This is a genomic window from Alcanivorax sp. HI0007, assembly GCF_001635525.1.
Taxonomy (GTDB): Bacteria; Pseudomonadota; Gammaproteobacteria; order Pseudomonadales; family Alcanivoracaceae; genus Alcanivorax.
In genome coordinates, this window is record NZ_LWEJ01000262.1 from 1 (window position 1) to 17486 (window position 17486).

A 17486-nucleotide genomic window follows, 5' to 3' on the forward strand; every position below is an offset into this window, starting at 1 on the left:
CGAGCACCATGTCCGCAGCCGAAAAACCCATCATCCTCGTCGATGGCTCCTCCTACCTGTACCGCGCCTTTCACGCCCTGCCGCCGCTCACCACCTCCAGCGGCCAACCCACCGGGGCGGTGCGCGGGGTCGCCGCCATGCTGCGCAAACTGATGAAGGACTACGACCCGGAATACATGGCGGTGATTTTCGACGCCAAGGGCAAGACCTTCCGCGACGAACTGTTCGAGGAATACAAATCCAACCGCCCGCCCATGCCCGACGACCTGCGCGAACAGGTGCAGCCCCTGCACGACCTGATTCGCGCCATGGGTCTGCCGCTGATCATCGAAGAAGGGGTGGAAGCGGACGACGTGATCGGCACCTTTGCGCGCATCTTCGGCGAACAGGGCAAACCGGTGCTGATCTCCACCGGCGACAAGGACATGGCCCAGCTGGTCACCGACCAGGTCACCCTGATCAACACCATGAACGACGCCCTCTACGACATCGACGGCGTGGTGAAGAAGTTCGGTGTGGGCCCGGAACTGATCATCGATTTCCTCGCCCTCATGGGCGACAAGGTGGACAACATCCCCGGCGTCCCCGGCGTGGGCGAGAAGACCGCCCTGGGCCTGATCCAGGGCCTGGGCTCCCTGGAAAACATCTACCAGAATCTCGACAAAGTGGCCGAACTCAGCTTCCGGGGCGCCAAGACCCTGGGCAAGAAACTGGAAGAACACAAGGAACAGGCCTTCCTCTCCTACAAGCTCGCCACCATCAAGCTGGACTGCGAACTCAGCGAAGACCTGGACGACCTGAAACTGCAAACCCCGGACGCGGAGAAACTGGCCGAGTATTACCGCACCCTGGAATTCAAGGGCTGGCTCAAGGAGCTGCTGGGCGGCAAGGACCCGGTGGCCGAAGACGCGGGCAAAGACGTGGAAATGGACGCGGATGACGATGCGCCGCCGGCTCCCACCTTCGGCCGCGACGCCTATGACATCGTCTACACCCAGGCACAGCTGGACAAGTGGATCGACAAACTGAAAAGCGCCGGCGAGTTTTCCTTCGACACCGAAACCACCAGCCTCAACTACATGAACGCGGAACTGGTGGGCTTCTGCGTGGCCGTGGACGACAAGGCCGCCTACATCCCCTTCGGCCACAACTACCCCGGCGCCCCGGACCAGCTCGACAAGCAGCTCGTCATGGATGCCTTCAAACCGCTGCTGGAAGACGACACGATCAAGAAAATCGGCCAGAACCTGAAGTACGACATGAGCGTGCTGGCCGAAGATGTGGGCATCACCCTGCGCGGCGTGGCCTACGACACCATGCTGGAATCCTACGTGCTCGATTCCGTGGCCACCCGCCACGACATGGATTCCCTGGCGCTCAAGTACCTGGGCCGCAAGACCATCAGCTTCGAAGAGATCGCCGGCAAGGGCGCCAAGCAGCTCACCTTCAACCAGGTGGGCCTGCACGAAGCCAGCCGCTATGCCGCCGAAGATGCCGACGTGACCCTGCGCCTGCACCAGACCCTGTGGCCCAAGCTGGAAAACGAAGGCCGCCTGCCCGAAGTATTCCGCGACATCGAACTGCCCCTGGTCACCGTACTCAGCCGCATCGAACGCAACGGCACCTACGTGGACGCCACCCTGCTCAAGCACCAGAGCCAGTTCCTGGCCAAGCGCATGTCGGAACTACAGGAAAAAGCCTTCGAGATCGCCGGGCAGGAATTCAACCTGGCCAGCCCCAAACAGCTGGGCGAGATCCTCTACGAGAAACTGGAAATCCCGGTCATCAAGAAGACCCCCAAGGGCGCGCCCTCAACGGCGGAACCGGTACTGCAGGAACTGGCCCTGGAATACCCCCTGCCCCAGGTGATCATGGATTACCGTGGCGTGGCCAAACTGAAAAACACCTACACCGACAAGCTGCCGGAGCTGATCAATCAGCGCACCGGCCGCGTGCACACCTCCTACCACCAGGCCGTGGCCGCCACCGGGCGCCTGTCCTCCAGTGATCCCAACCTGCAGAACATCCCGGTGCGCTCTGAAGAAGGCCGCAAGATCCGCCAGGCCTTCCTGGCCCCCAAAGGCAGAAAGATCGTCGCCTGTGACTATTCCCAGATCGAACTGCGCATCATGGCGCACCTAAGCGGCGACAAGGGCCTCACCGATGCCTTCGAAAAAGGCCTGGATATTCACCGCGCCACCGCCGCGGAAGTGTGGGGCAAAAACCTGGACGAGGTCAGCGACAACGACCGCCGCAACGCCAAGGCCATCAACTTCGGCCTGATCTACGGCATGAGCGCCTTTGGCCTGGCCAAACAGCTCGGCCTGCCACGCAAGGAAGCCCAGGACTACATCGACCTGTACTTCGAACGCTACCCGGGCGTAAAACGCTACATGGAAGAAACCCGCGCCCAGGCATCGGAACAAGGCTACGTGGAAACCCTGTTCGGCCGCCGCCTCTACCTGCCGGAAATCCGCAGCAGCAACGGCCAACGCCGCCAGGCCGCCGAACGCACCGCCATCAACGCTCCCATGCAGGGCACCGCCGCGGACATCATCAAGATGGCCATGATCAAGGTCCACGACTGGCTCGACACCACCCACTTTGACGCCAAGATGATCATGCAGGTGCACGATGAACTGGTGTTTGAAGTGGCGGAAGATCAGGTGGAGGATCTGGTCAAGGAAGTGAAAGTTCGCATGGAGTCAGCGGCGGCGTTGAAGGTGCCGCTGATTGTGGATGCGGGGATTGGGGAGAATTGGGATGAGGCGCATTGAGCGCCCAACCAATTCGCTTTCGGCAGAAACTGAAAAGGGAAAAATTATCTTAAAATGCTTTCTTCCCTCAGCCGTTATTGCTTGTAATAAATTCGTTCGAAGTCCAACGATTTATTGCGAGTCTCGGAAGACTCTCCGTCATTATTTTCTGTATCCTTGCCCAGGTATAGCTTGTTGATTTCAATGCGGAAGATTGTGTAATCGTAAAGATCAAAATCAGCACCATTGTACTCAGTGATATGTGTATTAAGTTGGTGCGCGAGCAGGCCACTCTCCGCCACAACCTCATCTCCAATAAATAGATCACCACTTGCAGTGGGGTTGGGAGCACCCTCCAGTGGAGTTATGCAGCTGGCGTCCATAAAATTCTTGATGTCAGAATGAAGTTCATATCCTTGAAATGTTAATGTCACGACATCGTACAAGGGGTCGTCTTCTGCCCCTTCTACTGGCCCACACCCTTTGACCCACACCCCATCAAGCACGGTTTCATCTGACTCAACCTTTCCCTCTTCATTGACCGGAGCCTGGTGGGCATCGCCAGACCCCGATCCACCTCCACATGCCGCAATAGCCAAAGCCCCCATCAGTACCCCAAATACCCTGCGATCCATTCCTCTCTCACCCTTATCATCCATTAACGGTGGACGTGAATCTGACGGATTCCCCTTACGGCATAAAGTCGGAAATGTCTTAAACTTGCAGAGGATATCTCTTACAGGAAAACTTAAAGAAAGTAAGGCGAAGAAGAAATTATGCGAACGGTCACGAAAAGTGCCACTCTCGGGCGTCTCCAGGAAAAGCTGGTAGTAGTTACCCAGCAAGCAATAAGCGTGACATAACTGTTTTCCTCAGTACAGACGGCGGAGAGCCTTTCCAGGAAGGCAAGCCTGTCACTATCATCCTCATAGATCATCCCCCGGCGGTTCCCTCTTGCCGTGACATGATAAAGCGCCCCCGCAAATTCCAATCTCAACGGGCTTGCCATTTTCGACTCCTGCGATCTAAGAATAAGAGAAAAAGGGGACACGCACATATATATAAGCTGTAAAAAATTGCCTGATACTTACCCGGAGGCTAAGGAGCACGGCACTGGCCGCGCAGCGTCACCGGTTAGATCAATAAGGCTGACCAACCTATACTCTGCCACCAAGAGAACCCAACGCCCACAAGGAGTCGCCCATGGCAGCGAACGATCTTCTCTGGCGGCGGCCCCGCCATTACATGGATGCCGATGACGCCCACGATCATGTGCATTGGGTCGAGCTGTTTTTCGACCTGATCCATGTGGTGACGATCTTCATTCTGGGGAACTACCTCTCCCACCATATGGATTGGCAGGGCTTCTGGGTATTTACCGGGCTGTTCCTGGCGATTTTCTATGCCTGGGCGGACAGCTCCGTCTACAACTCCCTCTATATCTCCACGGACATGCCCCATCGCGCCGCCATGGCGCTGCAGATCGTCACCATGATGTTCATCGCCGCGGCCATTCCTGATGTGTCCGGCAAGGGGTGGACTTATTTTGCGCTGGGCTACGCCCTGAACCGGGCGATCACTGCCTATCTGTACTGGCGGGCGCGCTGTGTTGGCGACGCCACCGATACGCTGGCACACGAGCAGGGACGGAATTTCTTTGTGCTGGCCGGGCTGTTCGCGCTGTCCGCGTTTTTGCCCAAACCGCTGGCCTACTGGGTGTTCGGGGCCAGCGTTGTGCTGATCCAGCTGCAGTACATGCTGCCGCGTATCGGGACACTGCGGTTCGCCCGATTCGTCCCGCGCCTCGGGCATATCTCTGAGCGCTTCGGCCTGCTGATGTTGATCCTGCTGGGGGAAGGCTTCTTCAAGTTGGTGCTGACTCTGGCCGACAAAGGGGTCTACAAAATCGGCGCCGGCACCTTCTTCAATGTGGCCATGGGCGGCCTGTCGCTCTTCGCGCTGGCCTGGGTCTATTTCGACAGCGCCGGCAACGCCAAACCGAAAAGCCGCGACATGGGTGTCCTGGTGGGATACTGGCTAGCGCACATTACCATCCTGTGGAGCGCGGTGACGATTGGCGTGGCGCTGGCCGGCGAAGTCTATGTCGGCCTATTGGAGCCCTACCCGACGGGTTACGGTGCCCTCGGCTCGGTGGGTCTCGCCGTCTTTCTCGCCGCGCTATGGATACTGCAGCGGCTCGTGGCGGAGGACAGCCATGCCTGCCGCGGTCACAGCCCGGCTCTGCGACTATTCGGTATTGTCATGGCCCTGGTCGTGCTGGCCGTGCATCCTTTCGTGCCCTCGATAATCGGCAACCTGCTCTGGGGGCTGGCGCTGTTCTCGCAAATTGCCGTGCCGCTTTATCGGGCGGCACGTGACATGCCGCATTTTGAGCGACAGTGATAGAAGGGGGGAGTACGCTCCCCCTACCGAATATCATACTTCTCCGACCACAACCGCAGATCTTCCAGAATATCCAGCGCACTGCGCCCCAGCTCGGTGAGCTCATAGGTCACGGCAATAGGCCTGTCGTTGATCACCGTTCTCAGCACCATCCCGCGGGCCTCCAGCTCCTTGAGCCGCTGGTCGATCATCTTCTTGGTGGCGCCGCCGAGCAGGCGATTCAGATCATTGAAGCGTACCGGGCCATCCTTGAGGTGATAGATCAGCGAGCCGGTCCACTTGCCGCCGATAATGCGCATGCCCCGCTCGATGGCGCAGGGTTCCATGCAGGCATCGATGACTTTTTTCCTGCCATAACCATCTGTTTCGATGCGACTTTTCATTTTTTCACCGCCCTAAGCACCAGGTTTCCAAAAGGATACTAATTGATCCACGCCAGCAGGTATAAATAGTATACCTGAAATAGATTGGTAACCAGCAACCCGCTGTCACCTTCACCTGTTTCATGGAGACCCTAATGAGCAACATCCTGATTATTAATGCCCACCACCCCTACCCGTTTGCCGAGGGCAAACTCAACGCGTCACTGGTGCAACGGGCCAGCAAGCAGCTCCAGGCCAATGGCCACCAGACCCGCATTGTGGAAGTCGACAAGGGCTGGGACGTTGAGCAGGAACTGGCCCACCACCAGTGGGCCGATGTGATCCTGCTGCAGAGCCCGGTGAACTGGATGGGAGTGCCGTGGGTGTTCAAGAAATACATGGACGAGGTGTACACCGCCGGCATGGGCGGCGCGCTGTGCAACGGCGATGGGCGCACCGAAGCCGCCCCCAAGGCCAACTACGGGGCCGGCGGCACCCTGAACGGCAAGCGCTACATGCTCTCGCTGACCTTCAATGCCCCGCAAGAAGCCTTCGACGATCCACAGGAATACCTGTTCCAGGGCAAGGGCGTCGACGACCTGCTGTTCCCAATGCACATGAATTTCCGTTTTTTCGGCATGACACCGCTGGATACCTTTGCCTGCTTCGACGTGATGAAGAATGCCCAGGCAGAAAACGATTTTGTGCGTTTCCAGCAACATCTCGACACCCACCTACCGGCAGCCTGAGGGAGCAACCATGTTGAAAAGATACGCGACTCCGGCCTTGCTGCTTGGCATGGTCCTGAACGTGACCGGTTGCACCACCGCCAGCCATACACAGCACAACGCCGCCCACGTAACCTCCCCGGATCAGTACCGGGTATTGCTGGAGAATGACCAGGTGCTGGTACTGGAAATAGTGCTCGAACCGGGCGAATCAGACCGCCCGCATGACCACCGCGATGAAACCGTCTATTTTCAGAAAGGTGGCTCCCTGCGTATTACCCTGCCCGGCGGCGACGCCATGGATGTCACCGTGCCGGATGGCCATGTGATGTGGCACGAGGCCTGGTCTCACCAGGTGACCAATACGGGAACCCAGCCAGTGATGGCGATCATTGTCGAAGAGAAGCCCTGAAGCTGGGTAACGGTTGGCGGGCCACCAGGCTCGCCAGCGCGGCCAATAAAATGCGCAGAGCAGCAGCTGAACCCGTTTTCGGATGCTGGCACCTATGATGGCTTTGCGGCCAAGCTGCGTTGCTCAACGCGTTGGGCCCTGCCCCTCAAAACGCTCTTGAACCCACGTCATCAAATAACCAGCACTCTCATCCCGGGCATCATGGCCTACGCCAGGCAGTCGAATGATCTGGATAGTCTCTCCCCGCCGGGAGCGTCGGCTCACTGCCTGCTCGCTTAGCGCGATGGGGATAAGTGTGTCTGCGGTGCCGTGGGCAATGACCATGGGCACCGCAATCGGCCCGTCGGGGCTGTTGTGGTCGAACAGCCCAGGCCAGGGTGGTGTGGCAAGAATATCCACGGCCAGGTACTCCTGCGGGGTGCGCAGGTCTGCCAGCGCCGGCAGGAAACCGGCCGGGGCGGTGAAGCAGGGGCGGATCATCCGCTGGAAGGCGTCGGCGGCATCCGGTTTGAGAATGGCCTGCAGGCTCGCTTCGGCATACACCTGATCCCAGGCGGCAAACACCATGCCCATGAAGATGCCGCCGGCGGGTTTGTCGTGGTTATAGGCAGCGATCTCGCGAAGGTTGAGCGCCGGCGCCGAGGCGGCGACACCTTTCAGTGTGAGTTCCGGGGCATAGTCTGCGGCCAGCTGCCCCACCCAGAAGGCGGTGTTGCCGCCCTGGGACGCACCCCAGACCACGAATGACGAACCCGCCCCACTCTCCGGGATCTGCTGCGCGGCCCGCACCATGTCGAGCACACTGTGGGCAGCGGTTCTGCCCACCATATAGGGATGGATGCCCGGCGTGCCCAAACCTGGATAGTCGGTAATCGCCACCACCCACCCCTGCGCCAGCATGCCGGCCACATCCGGGGTCTGCTGATACGGATCGCGGGTATGGCTGACACCGCACTCCGGGCGAATGCCGGTGGTGCCATGGGCCCAGGCCACCACCGGTCGCGGCGTGATGCTCGGCTTGTCCGGGGCAACCACGGTACCGGTCACCGCCAGTGGCTTGCCCTGTTCATCCGTGGACAGATACATGACCCGCCAGGCCCTGGCCCCTTCCGGCAAGCTGGCATAGGAGGGTGCCTGCCGGATCACGCTCCCGGGGAGCGCCTTTGGCAACGGTTGTGGCGGCTGATAAAAGGCGGAAGGCTGCTGCGGCACCGCGGCAAAATAAAGCCCTGCCGCCAGCATGACGCTGATGGCCATGACCCCCATCAACAGCAGGGCTGTCCTGCAACGCCCGGACTGCCTGAACCTGGATTTTCCTGGGGTAGTCATTGCCACTTTTCCCTGTCAGCCTGATTTATTGCGGTCGATTCCCTGACCCTGCATCCCTTTGCCACGGCACCCGCCATGCATCGACATCAGCATCGCCCTGCAAGACAAAATATCGATGACGGGATTTGAAAAGCAATAAACCCCGGCCTTGCCTACTTGCCCCTCAACAGGCTCTCCACCCCCTTGAGGCTGTCCGGCTCACGGGCCAGCTCTTTTTTTGCAAAGGCTTCGATGGCTTTTTCATGGGCGTACACATAGGCGAAGAAGTCCTGCTCTTGCTTCTGCGCGTGGGTCTTCAGGCGCAGAAACTTTTCCTGGAAGGGCCTCGTGGCGTTACGCACCAAGGTCATGGCCAGACGCCAGGGCATGACGGCCAGAGCAGCCCCCTCCGCGCGGCCTTTCACTGCCCAGCCTTTAGGCTCCAACACCGTCTGGCCGGTGCTCGCCATGTAATCCAGATAGCGTTGCAGGGTGTGCGCTTCCAGCGCCTTCAGTGCCAGCCATTTTGCCCTGCGCTCCGGGTTGCGGGTGAGTCGGGCGGCGGTATCAAACACTGCCTGTCCGTACACTTCGGATTCGTGAATGCGCTGCAAGTCGGCCTGATATTCGGGGTAGTTCATTCTCTCTCTCCTCGGCTCAGGCAGCGGCGGCCGTCGCCTTGTATTGTTGGGTGATGGCGGCAATGGCCCGATCCAGGGCGCAACCGAATTGCTCCGTGCTTTCCATGAACGGCATGTGGCCCACATTCCAGAACACCTCCGTGCGAGCCCTGGGCACACGATCCGCCAGTAGTACCGACTGAGACGCAGGCACCACCGGGTCGTGGGTGCCCACGAATAGATGGCAAGGCACGCGTATCGCATCGAGCCGATGGCCGATTTCCAACCTGCCGATGCCATTGAACAAGCAATACAGTGCCCGGGCATCCTGCGCCCGGGTATCGGCGCGAATATTGTCGAGCATGGCCTGGCTCATGGGGTGGCGCAGGAAGGCGTTGCGATCGCGGGCCAACAAACTCGCAAAGGTCTTCTGCACATAGCGGCTATGCCGGGCAATGGCGATATTGGCCGCAAACAACGGTCGCCCCCACTGGCCCTGCGCAGCCAGTTTCACCAGCAGGCCTTCCACTCCGCCCCACTGGCCACGGTGAAAACCCGCGATGCTGACCAAACCGGCCAGCAAGGGCGAGTGCTGAATGGCCAGATTCAGGGCCACGAAGCCTCCGGTGGAGTGACCCACCACGATGGCCTTACGGCCCTGCAGTAGCTGTTCCAGGGCGCCGTTCATAATCCGGTAGAACCAGTCGTCATCGACCTGATCCGGATGAAAATCCGCCGGCACAGTGGAGGGCGAATGGGCAGGCAGGCTCAAGGCATACCAGGGACGGTTGTCGCGGTAGTCCGCCGGCAGGGCAGCCCGCCAGAAGTTCACCGACGCCAACACCCCATGGATGAACACCACCGCGGGTTCACCGGGCTGCGCCAGGTGTTCATTGACGGCCAAACATGCCAGCCGATGCCCCTCGATATCGACAAATCGTTCTGTGACTTTCATGCGCGTTCCTGCCCCTTCTCATGCGTAATGGCGAAGACCCGTTTCTCCACAAGGATGGCGGTCACCGTATGGGGCAAGACTAGCGATGAAGGCAGGAGGCGTATTGAACGAAACAGCTACGATTGATGAGCCTGTTGCCAGGCGTGCAGGGCGTCCATGTAGGTCAGGCCGAAGGACTCGGCGAAGGCTCGACTCATATGCGGCAAATCACTGAAACCCGCCTGCATGGCCGCATCCATGGGATTGATCCCGTCCAGCAGCGCATCCATGGCCATTCTCAGCTTGAGCCATTTTTTGTAGCTGCGCAGGGGAATGCCTGCCTGCTCCACGAACCAGTGGGAGAAACGGCTGGGAGACAGGTTCGCCTTTTTTGCGAGCGCATCACGGTCCGGGTCCTCACCGGCGCGCAGCTGCGTGGTGATGGCATCCACGATATCCCGAAAACGGGGATCCAGCGCCGCGTCCGACTCCGCACCCACCAGCAGATCCGAAACCAGCAGGGCATGCAGATCGCTGCTCGCCGACAGCTCGCGCAGCGGCGCGGGCAGCTCACCCTCCGTCAACACCCGCCAATCCTTGCCGCTCGCCTGGCCCAGAGCCTTGAGCGGAGAGACGGTTAACGGATCAAAATAAATCGAACAGACATAACCGGAAAATAACCGGTGCTTCACCTTGGACGACAGGAACACAGCCCGGGCATGGCGCCGCCCGGAATTCCCGGCTTCAAATTCCAGCTCCCCTTCCAGGGCAATGGTGAGTTGCGACGCCCAGTGGCTGTGCGGATTATTCGGACCCACATGCCCACGAAATATGGCCACACTGTCGGAAAAAACGATATCCAGTTTCCAGTCTTTTTCCATGGCTCAGGCGATCCTGCTGTTATTCAATCGAGAGAAGGGGTGAACACCAATTCCTTACCGTCATTACGCCGCTCAAAGACGGTGGCCCGGGGTTCCCGAGCTGGACGACCAGCTTCCGTTGCCTTTTCCTTGATCCAAGCACGACAGTGCGCGCCTTAGTGACCCATCACCCGGCAAATGCAATGCATCTCAATTCTGCCATGTCTCTGTGCAAGGTGGTCAGCTTTCCTGACCAACACGTATGCCTCCTCGACTCCAACTGTTAAGGTTCATTCACCACAACAAACATCAGAACAAGAATGCCACCAGCCCCACCACACCGCATCCGCTTGCGCACCCGTGCCTGGCTGGCCAGAAGAAAACAACACCTGGCCTTCCGCCTGATCCTGTTCTGTGTCGCCCTGCGGCTGCGCTGGCTGGCATGGCGCGACCCGGCATTTCGCAAGGACTTGCAGCGACGCAACATCATGATGGTGTGGCGCACCCATGACGGGCGTATCGCTCGCTGGTTTCATTTCAGCCCCAATCGCGTTCGCAGCGGTTCCGGTTTACGTGAGCGCTGTGATATTGCCGTGCGCTTTCAGGATGCCGACTATGGGGCAACCACACTGATACAGCTGCTGGATAATCAACGACTTTTCTTTGTCGGCATGCGCCAGGGAAAGATCCGACTCAATGGCAATATCAAGGGGCTGCTCTGGTTCAGAACCGTCTCAGAGTACCTGGTGCCGGGCGGCGTACAGATATGGCGACCGCGGAAGGCTCCGCGGGAACGGCAGGGCTCGCAGTAACCAGACAATCACGGCGGAGGAAGTAGGAGTATCGCGCGATAGCCAGGAAGCTATCGCGCACCAAAAATCAGTGGCAGTGATATGGTTTTTTACCTGCATGGCACCCGTTAGCATCTGTACCACCGGAGTGGGCCAGCGCGGCACCAGAAACCATCATAACAAGAGCAATTACAGCCATTACCTTCTTCATAGTCATTACCTTCCCTTGGTTTTTTGTAGTTCGACCATACTGCATCGCACAACTTTCAGGGGCAATGACTGACCAGAATGTCAGCCTTTAACCATTTACTAGCGGAAACCTGGAAAATCCTCCCAAATCCCATAACCTTCGTACAATGAGCAAGAAACTGGAAGGCACATCTCGTTGCGCCCCTTATTGCTCCTCCTGACCAGCCAATAAACTCTCAAGCAACGCATCAATTTCCGCTTTAAGCTGCTTATCTTCAATCTTGTTCGCACTCACTTGCGCACTCTCAAGACTCTTGATTGCAGCCTCTTTCTTCCCCAGATCTACCTGCAGTTTAGCCATGGAAAGGCCGATTGATGAGAGGTGATCTTTGGCATTGATAGCCAGCGCTTTGGCCTGGGCTTTTTCGTAGATCACCAGCGCAGCCTCCAGATCTTCGGTGAAGTCAGCCAGCGTTTCCCACTGCTCGGGATGATCCTTGTCGGTATTGTCGTTACCGGTGCAAATGATTTTCAGCTGCCCGTAAAGCGACTCGAACTCCGCTTGATCGTCTTTTCTCGCAGCTTCCATCAGCTTTTCAGCCAAGCTATGAACGGCCTTGTATATTTTGGTATTGATCATTTTCTCTCAACCAATGATGAAGAAGAGCACACACGGAAATCGCCCCCAATAATGCCTTGAACCCTACGAAACGATTCGACTACGCCTCAGCTATTTCCCGCAATAAGCTTTGACCGGCCCCGACAGTTTATCCGGATGTCGCGGCGTTGCGTTGGCGAAGTGGGCATAGATCTGTTGCAGGTCGGCTTCCATGTCGTCGCTGGGGTAAATCACCACCGGGAAGGAGAAGGTCTTCACCTGGTAGTCCGCCAGCGCAAGAATGATCGGCACGTTGGCCTGTTTGGCGATGTGGTAGAAGCCCAGCTTCCATTGCTCCGCATTGCTGCGGGTGCCTTCCGGGGTGACGGCGATCAGCAGTTTGTCGCGCTGACGGAATTGCGCCACGGTCTGCTCCACCATGCCGCCGGCCTTGCCGCGCTCGATGGGCATGGCGCCAAGCCTGTGCAGCAGCCAGCCCAGCGGGCCCTTGAACAGGCTGTGCTTGATCATCACATTCACGTCTTGCTGCAAGGCCGAGCGGCTCACCAGGGCCAGGACCCCATCCCAGTTTGAGGTATGGGGACCGCCGGCAATGACTGCCCGCTGGATATCCGGGAAGGGCCCGGCCCGCCAGCCAGCAAGACGCAACAGGGTCTGCGCGATCCGCTGGCTCAATGGCGTCCGGTGTTTGCCGCCTTCCATGTGCTCGCTCATACAGTGCTCCGCTATGAAAAAGCAGGAGTATAGCGGATTCTCACCTTGCCCCGGTCTTTGTCACCTCTGGCGAGGTGACAGCGGCGGTGATATTTAGCTGGACAGGGAACGGCGCGCCCTGTAACGTAGCCAATAGCTAAAAAATTACGCTTGAATCAAGTACTACATTTCGCTGTTTTATTCGTATAACTCGTCCTGCAGTCCACAAGTCCAAGTTTCCATTTTTCAGCTACACACGCCCTCACCGGCGAAATATCATTATTTTCAGGATTAGTATTATGTCTACAGTGAAAGGTACCGTTAAGTGGTTCAACGAAGCTAAAGGTTTTGGTTTTATCGAGCAGGAAGGTGGTCCGGATGTGTTCGCACATTTCAGCGCCATCCAGGGCTCCGGCTTCAAGACCCTGGCCGAAGGTCAGCAAGTTGAGTTCACCATGACTCAAGGTCAGAAAGGTCCTCAGGCTGAGAACATCGTCGCTCTGTAAGCGATTGTTCCGGTAACAAAAAAGGGCGCCTCCTTCGGGACGCGCCCTTTTTTTATCTGCCTTACGGGCTGATTCGCGTCACGACCCTCCCGCCAACGCCACTTGCCTACCCTTCCCCGCGCTTGCGCAGAAACTCCTGCAGCATGCTGTAACTCAGCCCCCAGATACAGTAGCCCTGATAACGGCAACAGGGGAATGTCATTCTTCCCAGTGGCGTGCGTATCTGCAGCGTGGATCGGTGTGCCGGGTTGCCCAAATACGCCAGGGGAATCCAGATTCCTCGTTGTGCTTCGTGATTGAGTGACATGACGTTGTCTCCCCGCCAGGCAAACACATGGGGCGTCACCACCATGGGGCTCCAGCGGCTGTGGTGCCGTGTCAGCAGATCCGACAGCCGCGACTGATACTCGCCTTGCTGAAACAGATCCAGCCCGGTTTCTTCCAGGGTTTCGCGCATGGCGGTGTGGCGACTGGACGTATCGCTGCGCTCCAGGCGCCCACCGGGAAACGCCATATCGCCGGACCAGGGGTCACCCTCACGGCGGGCACGCTGAATGAAGAACAGCTCGCCTTCGCGAACGTTGGCGCCACGGTAGATGAGCGCCACCGAGGCGCGGGTAACATGACGCCGGAACGGCAATTTGTGCGGACGATATTTTTCCAGCCAGCGCAGGGATGGCATAACGGCTCACGACAGCAATGACTCCACGCAGAGTACCATCAGTAGGATGCCTCTGCCGTTGGAGATTCTCTGTTTTCCACCCCTCTCTTTCAGTAACGTAGCGGCCTGAAAGTCGGCACGGTTACTCGGGGCTGGAGGTGGCGCCGACCTGACTTTTGCCGCTGGCGCCTTGCTCGCAAAGCGAAGGTTTCAGCAGGCGCCAGGATTCATTCGCCCCTTCGCCTTGTGAACAAGGCTCCAACGAAAAACGGTGCACTGTTGCCAGCGCACCGTTGCGTTCGACGGACAGGGATTGATTACTGCTTCAGATCAAAGCGATCCAGCTCCATCACCTTGGTCCAGGCCGCCACGAAGTCGTTGACCAGCTTCTCCTGACCATCGGCGCAGGCATAGACCTCGGCAAGGGCACGCAGCACCGAGTTGGAACCGAACACCAAATCCACCCGGGTGCCGGTCCACTTCACCTTGCCGCTGTCGCGATCACGGCCTTCGAACGCCTCTTCATCGCTGGAGGTGGCTTTCCACTCCGTGTCCATGTCGAGCAGGTTGACGAAGAAGTCGTTGCTCAGCGTGCCCGGCTTGTCGGTGAACACACCGTGCTGGCTGCCGTCGTGATTGGCGCCCAGTACACGCAGGCCACCCACCAGTGCGGTCATCTCCGGTGCCGTCAGCGTGAGCAACTGGGCCCGGTCCACCAGCAGGTGTTCCGCACCGATGCTGAACTTGCCTTTCTGGTAGTTGCGGAAACCATCTGCTGCGGGCTCCAGGGGCTCGAAGGAGGCCACATCGGTCTGCTCCTCAGTGGCATCGGTCCGTCCCGGATGGAAGGGTACGGTCACATCGTGGCCAGCCTCTTTCGCCGCCTTCTCGATACCCACACCCCCGGCCAGCACGATCAGGTCTGCCAGCGAGATCGCCTTGTTGCCGCTGTTGAAGTCACTCTGGATGCCTTCCAGAGTCTTCAGCACCTTGGCCAGTTGCTGCGGCTGATTCACTTCCCAGTCCTTCTGCGGGGCCAGCCTAATGCGGGCACCGTTGGCGCCGCCACGCTTGTCGCCGCCACGGAAGGTGGAGGCAGAGGCCCAGGCGGTGGACACCAGTTCGGACACGGACAATCCACTCTCCAGGATCTTGCCCTTGAGTGCGGCAACGTCCTGATCATTGACCAGTTCATGATCCACCGGCGGCACCGGATCCTGCCAGATCAGCTCCTCGCTGGGCACTTCCGGGCCCAGGTAGCGGGCACGGGGACCCATGTCACGGTGGGTGAGCTTGAACCAGGCACGGGCGAATACCTCGGCGAATTCCTCCGGGTTCTCGTAGAAGCGACGGGAAATCTTTTCGTAGTCCGGATCAAAACGCAGCGACAGGTCCGTGGTCAGCATCATCGGCTTGTGCTTTTTGGTTTTATCCTGGGCGTACGGAATGACTTCATCCGCATCCTTGGCCACCCACTGCTTGGCACCGGCCGGGCTGGTGGTCAGCTCCCATTCATACCCAAACAGGTTTTCGAAAAAGTAATTACTCCACTGGGTTGGCGTCTGGCTCCAGGTCACCTCCGGGCCGCCACCCATGGTGTCGTCGCCCTTGCCGGTACCCACCGGGTTGTGCCAGCCCATGCCCTGTTCCGCCAGGCCTGCAGCTTCCGGATCGGGACCAATCTTGTCCGGGTCGCCGGCACCATGGGCCTTGCCGAAGGTGTGCCCGCCGGCAATCAGGGCCACGGTTTCCTCGTCGTCCATGGCCATGCGGGAAAAGGTTTCGCGGATATCATGGGCAGCGGCTTTCGGATCCGGGTTGCCATCCGGACCTTCCGGATTCACGTAGATCAGGCCCATCTGTACCGCGGCCAGGGGGTTTTCCAGGTCCCGTTTGCCGGAATAACGCTTGTCGCCATCCAGCCAGCCTTTTTCCGCCCCCCAGTACACATCCAGGTCCGGCTCCCAGGTGTCTTCACGACCACCGGCAAAACCGAACGTCTTGAAGCCCATGGATTCCAGCGCCACGTTACCGGCGAGAATCATCAGGTCCGCCCAGGAAATCTTGCGACCGTATTTCTGCTTGATCGGCCACAGCAAGCGGCGCGCCTTATCCAGGTTCACGTTATCCGGCCAGCTGTTCAGGGGGGCAAACCGTTGCTGGCCACGACCGCCGCCGCCGCGACCATCACCGATACGGTAGGTGCCGGCACTGTGCCAGGCCATCCGGATAAATAGACCACCATAGTGACCAAAGTCCGCCGGCCACCAGTCCTGGGAATCTGTCATGAGCGCATCCAGATCTTTCTTTACTGCATCAAGATCCAGACTGTTGAATGCTTTGGCGTAATCGAAGTCCTCATCCATGGGATTGGACTTGGAGGAATGCTGATTGAGGAGGTCCAGACGCAGCTGGTTGGGCCACCAGTCCTGGTTTGTGGTGCCACCCCCTGCCGCGTGTTTAATCGGGCATTTACTCTCTGTCATAGCGCTCTCCTTCCTTATGGGTGGGTTCGGCGTATTTATTACTCTGTTGTAGTCCCTTAGAGGTCATCTTGACCAGTTTAGTTTGCCAAATACGGTGATAGTTTTTATTAAACGCGACAGTGTTTGCGTCAATATCACGTCAAAAAACACACTCCCCGACCCAAATTCCCCAGGAGCATCACATTCACGACAGTTACACAAATAGTAGCATATGGACTAAGATGGCTGCTGGACTATAAAAGGGAAACGGAACCAATGAAAAACCTACACTTGCTTGCCATGACCGGCGCATTGTCACTTGCTGTCCTGTCAACACCAGCTCTGGCTGAGACCAACCCTGGCGGTTTTTACGCTGGTGTATCGCTTGGTTACCAAAGCACGGATATGGACTGGAAAACCGAACGAACCTTCGAGCCCAACGGCAACCTGATTGCGCCATTTTCTGATCCCACCGAATCACTGGATGACTCAGATACCAGCTATGGCCTTTTTACCGGTTATAACTGGGTAGTCGGACAGGGGAAATGGGTGATGGGTGCTGAATTCTCGGCGCTGATGAGCGATGCCAGCGACGAAATCCGCAACCGGATTCCCGGGCTGGGAGACCCCGACTCCAACCCGACCAGTTTTTCCGAGGTCGAGACTGATGATCTGGCGCTGGGCCTGAGCTTTCGCGGCGGCTACATGGTGAATAACAACACCATGGTTTACAGCAGCCTGGGCGTATCCCAGCTTGAAGTCGAAACGACAAGCACCTGCCCCGCCGATACCAACGTTTGCAACCCGGCAGACGGTCTCCAGCGTTTCAGTGATGACGAGCGCATGACCGGCTGGACCCTGGGTTTCGGGGCGGAACACTTCCTGTCGGATAACCTGGTGCTGAGAGCAGAGTACCGACACGCCGATTATGGTGACTTCGACTTCACCGCTATTCCTGCTCAGAGCGGTTCGAGTTTCGGTGCTGATGCGACGATTGAAGTCGTTCGGCAAACCCTCGAAGTCGGCGCTGCCTACAAGTTCTAAACGTCGCCTTGCTCATTTTTTGTCACACCCGGGGGCCCTCCATGGATAAGGACGGGCCCCTCTCCCCTGTCATTGCGGATTTATCACATCACAGGACCACCTTTGCTATGCTGCCAATATCGCATTGGCAAAGGG

18 protein-coding genes are annotated in these 17486 nt (G+C 58.4%); 7 read left to right on the forward strand and 11 right to left on the reverse strand.

From position 1 onward, the window contains the following. Positions 1-8 precede the first annotated feature (8 nt). Positions 9-2777, forward strand: coding sequence for a DNA polymerase I (gene polA / locus A3714_RS15325; RefSeq protein WP_062815252.1), 2769 nt, complete (start codon positions 9-11; stop codon positions 2775-2777). A gap of 74 nt (positions 2778-2851) precedes the next feature. On the opposite strand, the gene A3714_RS15330 is transcribed toward polA, so the two are convergent. Then, complete coding sequence (locus tag A3714_RS15330; RefSeq protein ID WP_063527101.1) at positions 2852-3391, reverse strand: hypothetical protein; 540 nt, start codon at positions 3389-3391, stop codon at positions 2852-2854. 568 nt (positions 3392-3959) lie between these two features. Here A3714_RS15330 and A3714_RS15340 point away from each other — a divergent pair. Next, positions 3960-5159: a low temperature requirement protein A gene (locus A3714_RS15340; protein ID WP_063508520.1), complete on the forward strand. Its 1200-nt coding sequence runs from the start codon at positions 3960-3962 to the stop codon at positions 5157-5159. Between the two features lie 23 nt (positions 5160-5182). Here the strand turns inward: A3714_RS15340 and A3714_RS15345 are convergent, their stop codons facing one another. Then, the gene (locus A3714_RS15345; protein WP_062815248.1) at positions 5183-5542 is read right to left on the reverse strand and encodes a helix-turn-helix domain-containing protein; all 360 of its coding nucleotides are present in this window, start codon (positions 5540-5542) and stop codon (positions 5183-5185) included. A gap of 134 nt (positions 5543-5676) precedes the next feature. Here A3714_RS15345 and A3714_RS15350 point away from each other — a divergent pair, with 134 nt between their 5' ends. Both A3714_RS15350 and A3714_RS15355 read left to right on the forward strand, forming a co-directional pair. Beyond that, the gene (locus A3714_RS15350; protein ID WP_082810732.1) at positions 5677-6270 is read left to right on the forward strand and encodes an NAD(P)H-dependent oxidoreductase; all 594 of its coding nucleotides are present in this window, start codon (positions 5677-5679) and stop codon (positions 6268-6270) included. A 10-nt stretch (positions 6271-6280) separates the two neighbouring features. Continuing rightward, complete coding sequence (locus A3714_RS15355; protein ID WP_062815246.1) at positions 6281-6661, forward strand: hypothetical protein; 381 nt, start codon at positions 6281-6283, stop codon at positions 6659-6661. A gap of 123 nt (positions 6662-6784) precedes the next feature. Here A3714_RS15355 and A3714_RS15360 read toward each other — a convergent pair whose 3' ends face one another. The 4 genes from A3714_RS15360 to A3714_RS15375 form a co-directional block, all read right to left on the reverse strand. Next, complete coding sequence (locus A3714_RS15360) at positions 6785-7990, reverse strand: lipase family protein (RefSeq protein WP_082810731.1); 1206 nt, start codon at positions 7988-7990, stop codon at positions 6785-6787. Between the two features lie 152 nt (positions 7991-8142). Further along, positions 8143-8610, reverse strand: a complete 468-nt coding sequence (locus A3714_RS15365; RefSeq protein ID WP_062815244.1) for a hypothetical protein — start codon at positions 8608-8610, stop codon at positions 8143-8145. A 16-nt stretch (positions 8611-8626) separates the two neighbouring features. Then, entirely contained in the window at positions 8627-9544 is a 918-nt protein-coding gene (locus A3714_RS15370; RefSeq protein ID WP_062815243.1) for an alpha/beta fold hydrolase, read from the reverse strand. 116 nt (positions 9545-9660) lie between these two features. After that, positions 9661-10404: an AraC family transcriptional regulator gene (locus A3714_RS15375; RefSeq protein WP_062815242.1), complete on the reverse strand. Its 744-nt coding sequence runs from the start codon at positions 10402-10404 to the stop codon at positions 9661-9663. Between the two features lie 299 nt (positions 10405-10703). Between A3714_RS15375 and A3714_RS15380 the strand changes: the two genes are divergently transcribed. Then, the gene (locus A3714_RS15380; protein WP_156478218.1) at positions 10704-11195 is read left to right on the forward strand and encodes a hypothetical protein; all 492 of its coding nucleotides are present in this window, start codon (positions 10704-10706) and stop codon (positions 11193-11195) included. Positions 11196-11262: 67 nt separating this feature from the next. Here the strand turns inward: A3714_RS15380 and A3714_RS18425 are convergent, their stop codons facing one another. The 3 genes from A3714_RS18425 to A3714_RS15390 form a co-directional block, all read right to left on the reverse strand. Then, entirely contained in the window at positions 11263-11430 is a 168-nt protein-coding gene (locus tag A3714_RS18425) for a YHYH domain-containing protein (RefSeq protein ID WP_363322854.1), read from the reverse strand. A gap of 138 nt (positions 11431-11568) precedes the next feature. After that, positions 11569-12003: a hypothetical protein gene (locus tag A3714_RS15385; protein WP_062815240.1), complete on the reverse strand. Its 435-nt coding sequence runs from the start codon at positions 12001-12003 to the stop codon at positions 11569-11571. Between the two features lie 90 nt (positions 12004-12093). Further along, the gene (locus A3714_RS15390) at positions 12094-12696 is read right to left on the reverse strand and encodes a lysophospholipid acyltransferase family protein (RefSeq protein ID WP_062815239.1); all 603 of its coding nucleotides are present in this window, start codon (positions 12694-12696) and stop codon (positions 12094-12096) included. Between the two features lie 278 nt (positions 12697-12974). On the opposite strand from A3714_RS15390, the gene A3714_RS15395 reads away from it, so the two are divergent. Further along, positions 12975-13181 carry a cold-shock protein gene (locus A3714_RS15395; protein ID WP_062815238.1) on the forward strand — a complete coding sequence of 69 codons (207 nt, stop codon included), beginning with the start codon at positions 12975-12977 and terminating at the stop codon, positions 13179-13181. A 106-nt stretch (positions 13182-13287) separates the two neighbouring features. Here A3714_RS15395 and A3714_RS15400 read toward each other — a convergent pair whose 3' ends face one another. Together A3714_RS15400 and katG are read right to left on the reverse strand one after the other, a co-directional pair. Further along, positions 13288-13863, reverse strand: coding sequence for a CoA pyrophosphatase (locus A3714_RS15400; protein ID WP_063508521.1), 576 nt, complete (start codon positions 13861-13863; stop codon positions 13288-13290). A gap of 296 nt (positions 13864-14159) precedes the next feature. Continuing rightward, entirely contained in the window at positions 14160-16328 is a 2169-nt protein-coding gene (gene katG / locus A3714_RS15405) for a catalase/peroxidase HPI (protein WP_063525788.1), read from the reverse strand. A gap of 255 nt (positions 16329-16583) precedes the next feature. On the opposite strand from katG, the gene A3714_RS15410 reads away from it, so the two are divergent. After that, entirely contained in the window at positions 16584-17351 is a 768-nt protein-coding gene (locus A3714_RS15410) for an outer membrane protein (protein ID WP_063527100.1), read from the forward strand. Positions 17352-17486: the final 135 nt, after the last annotated feature.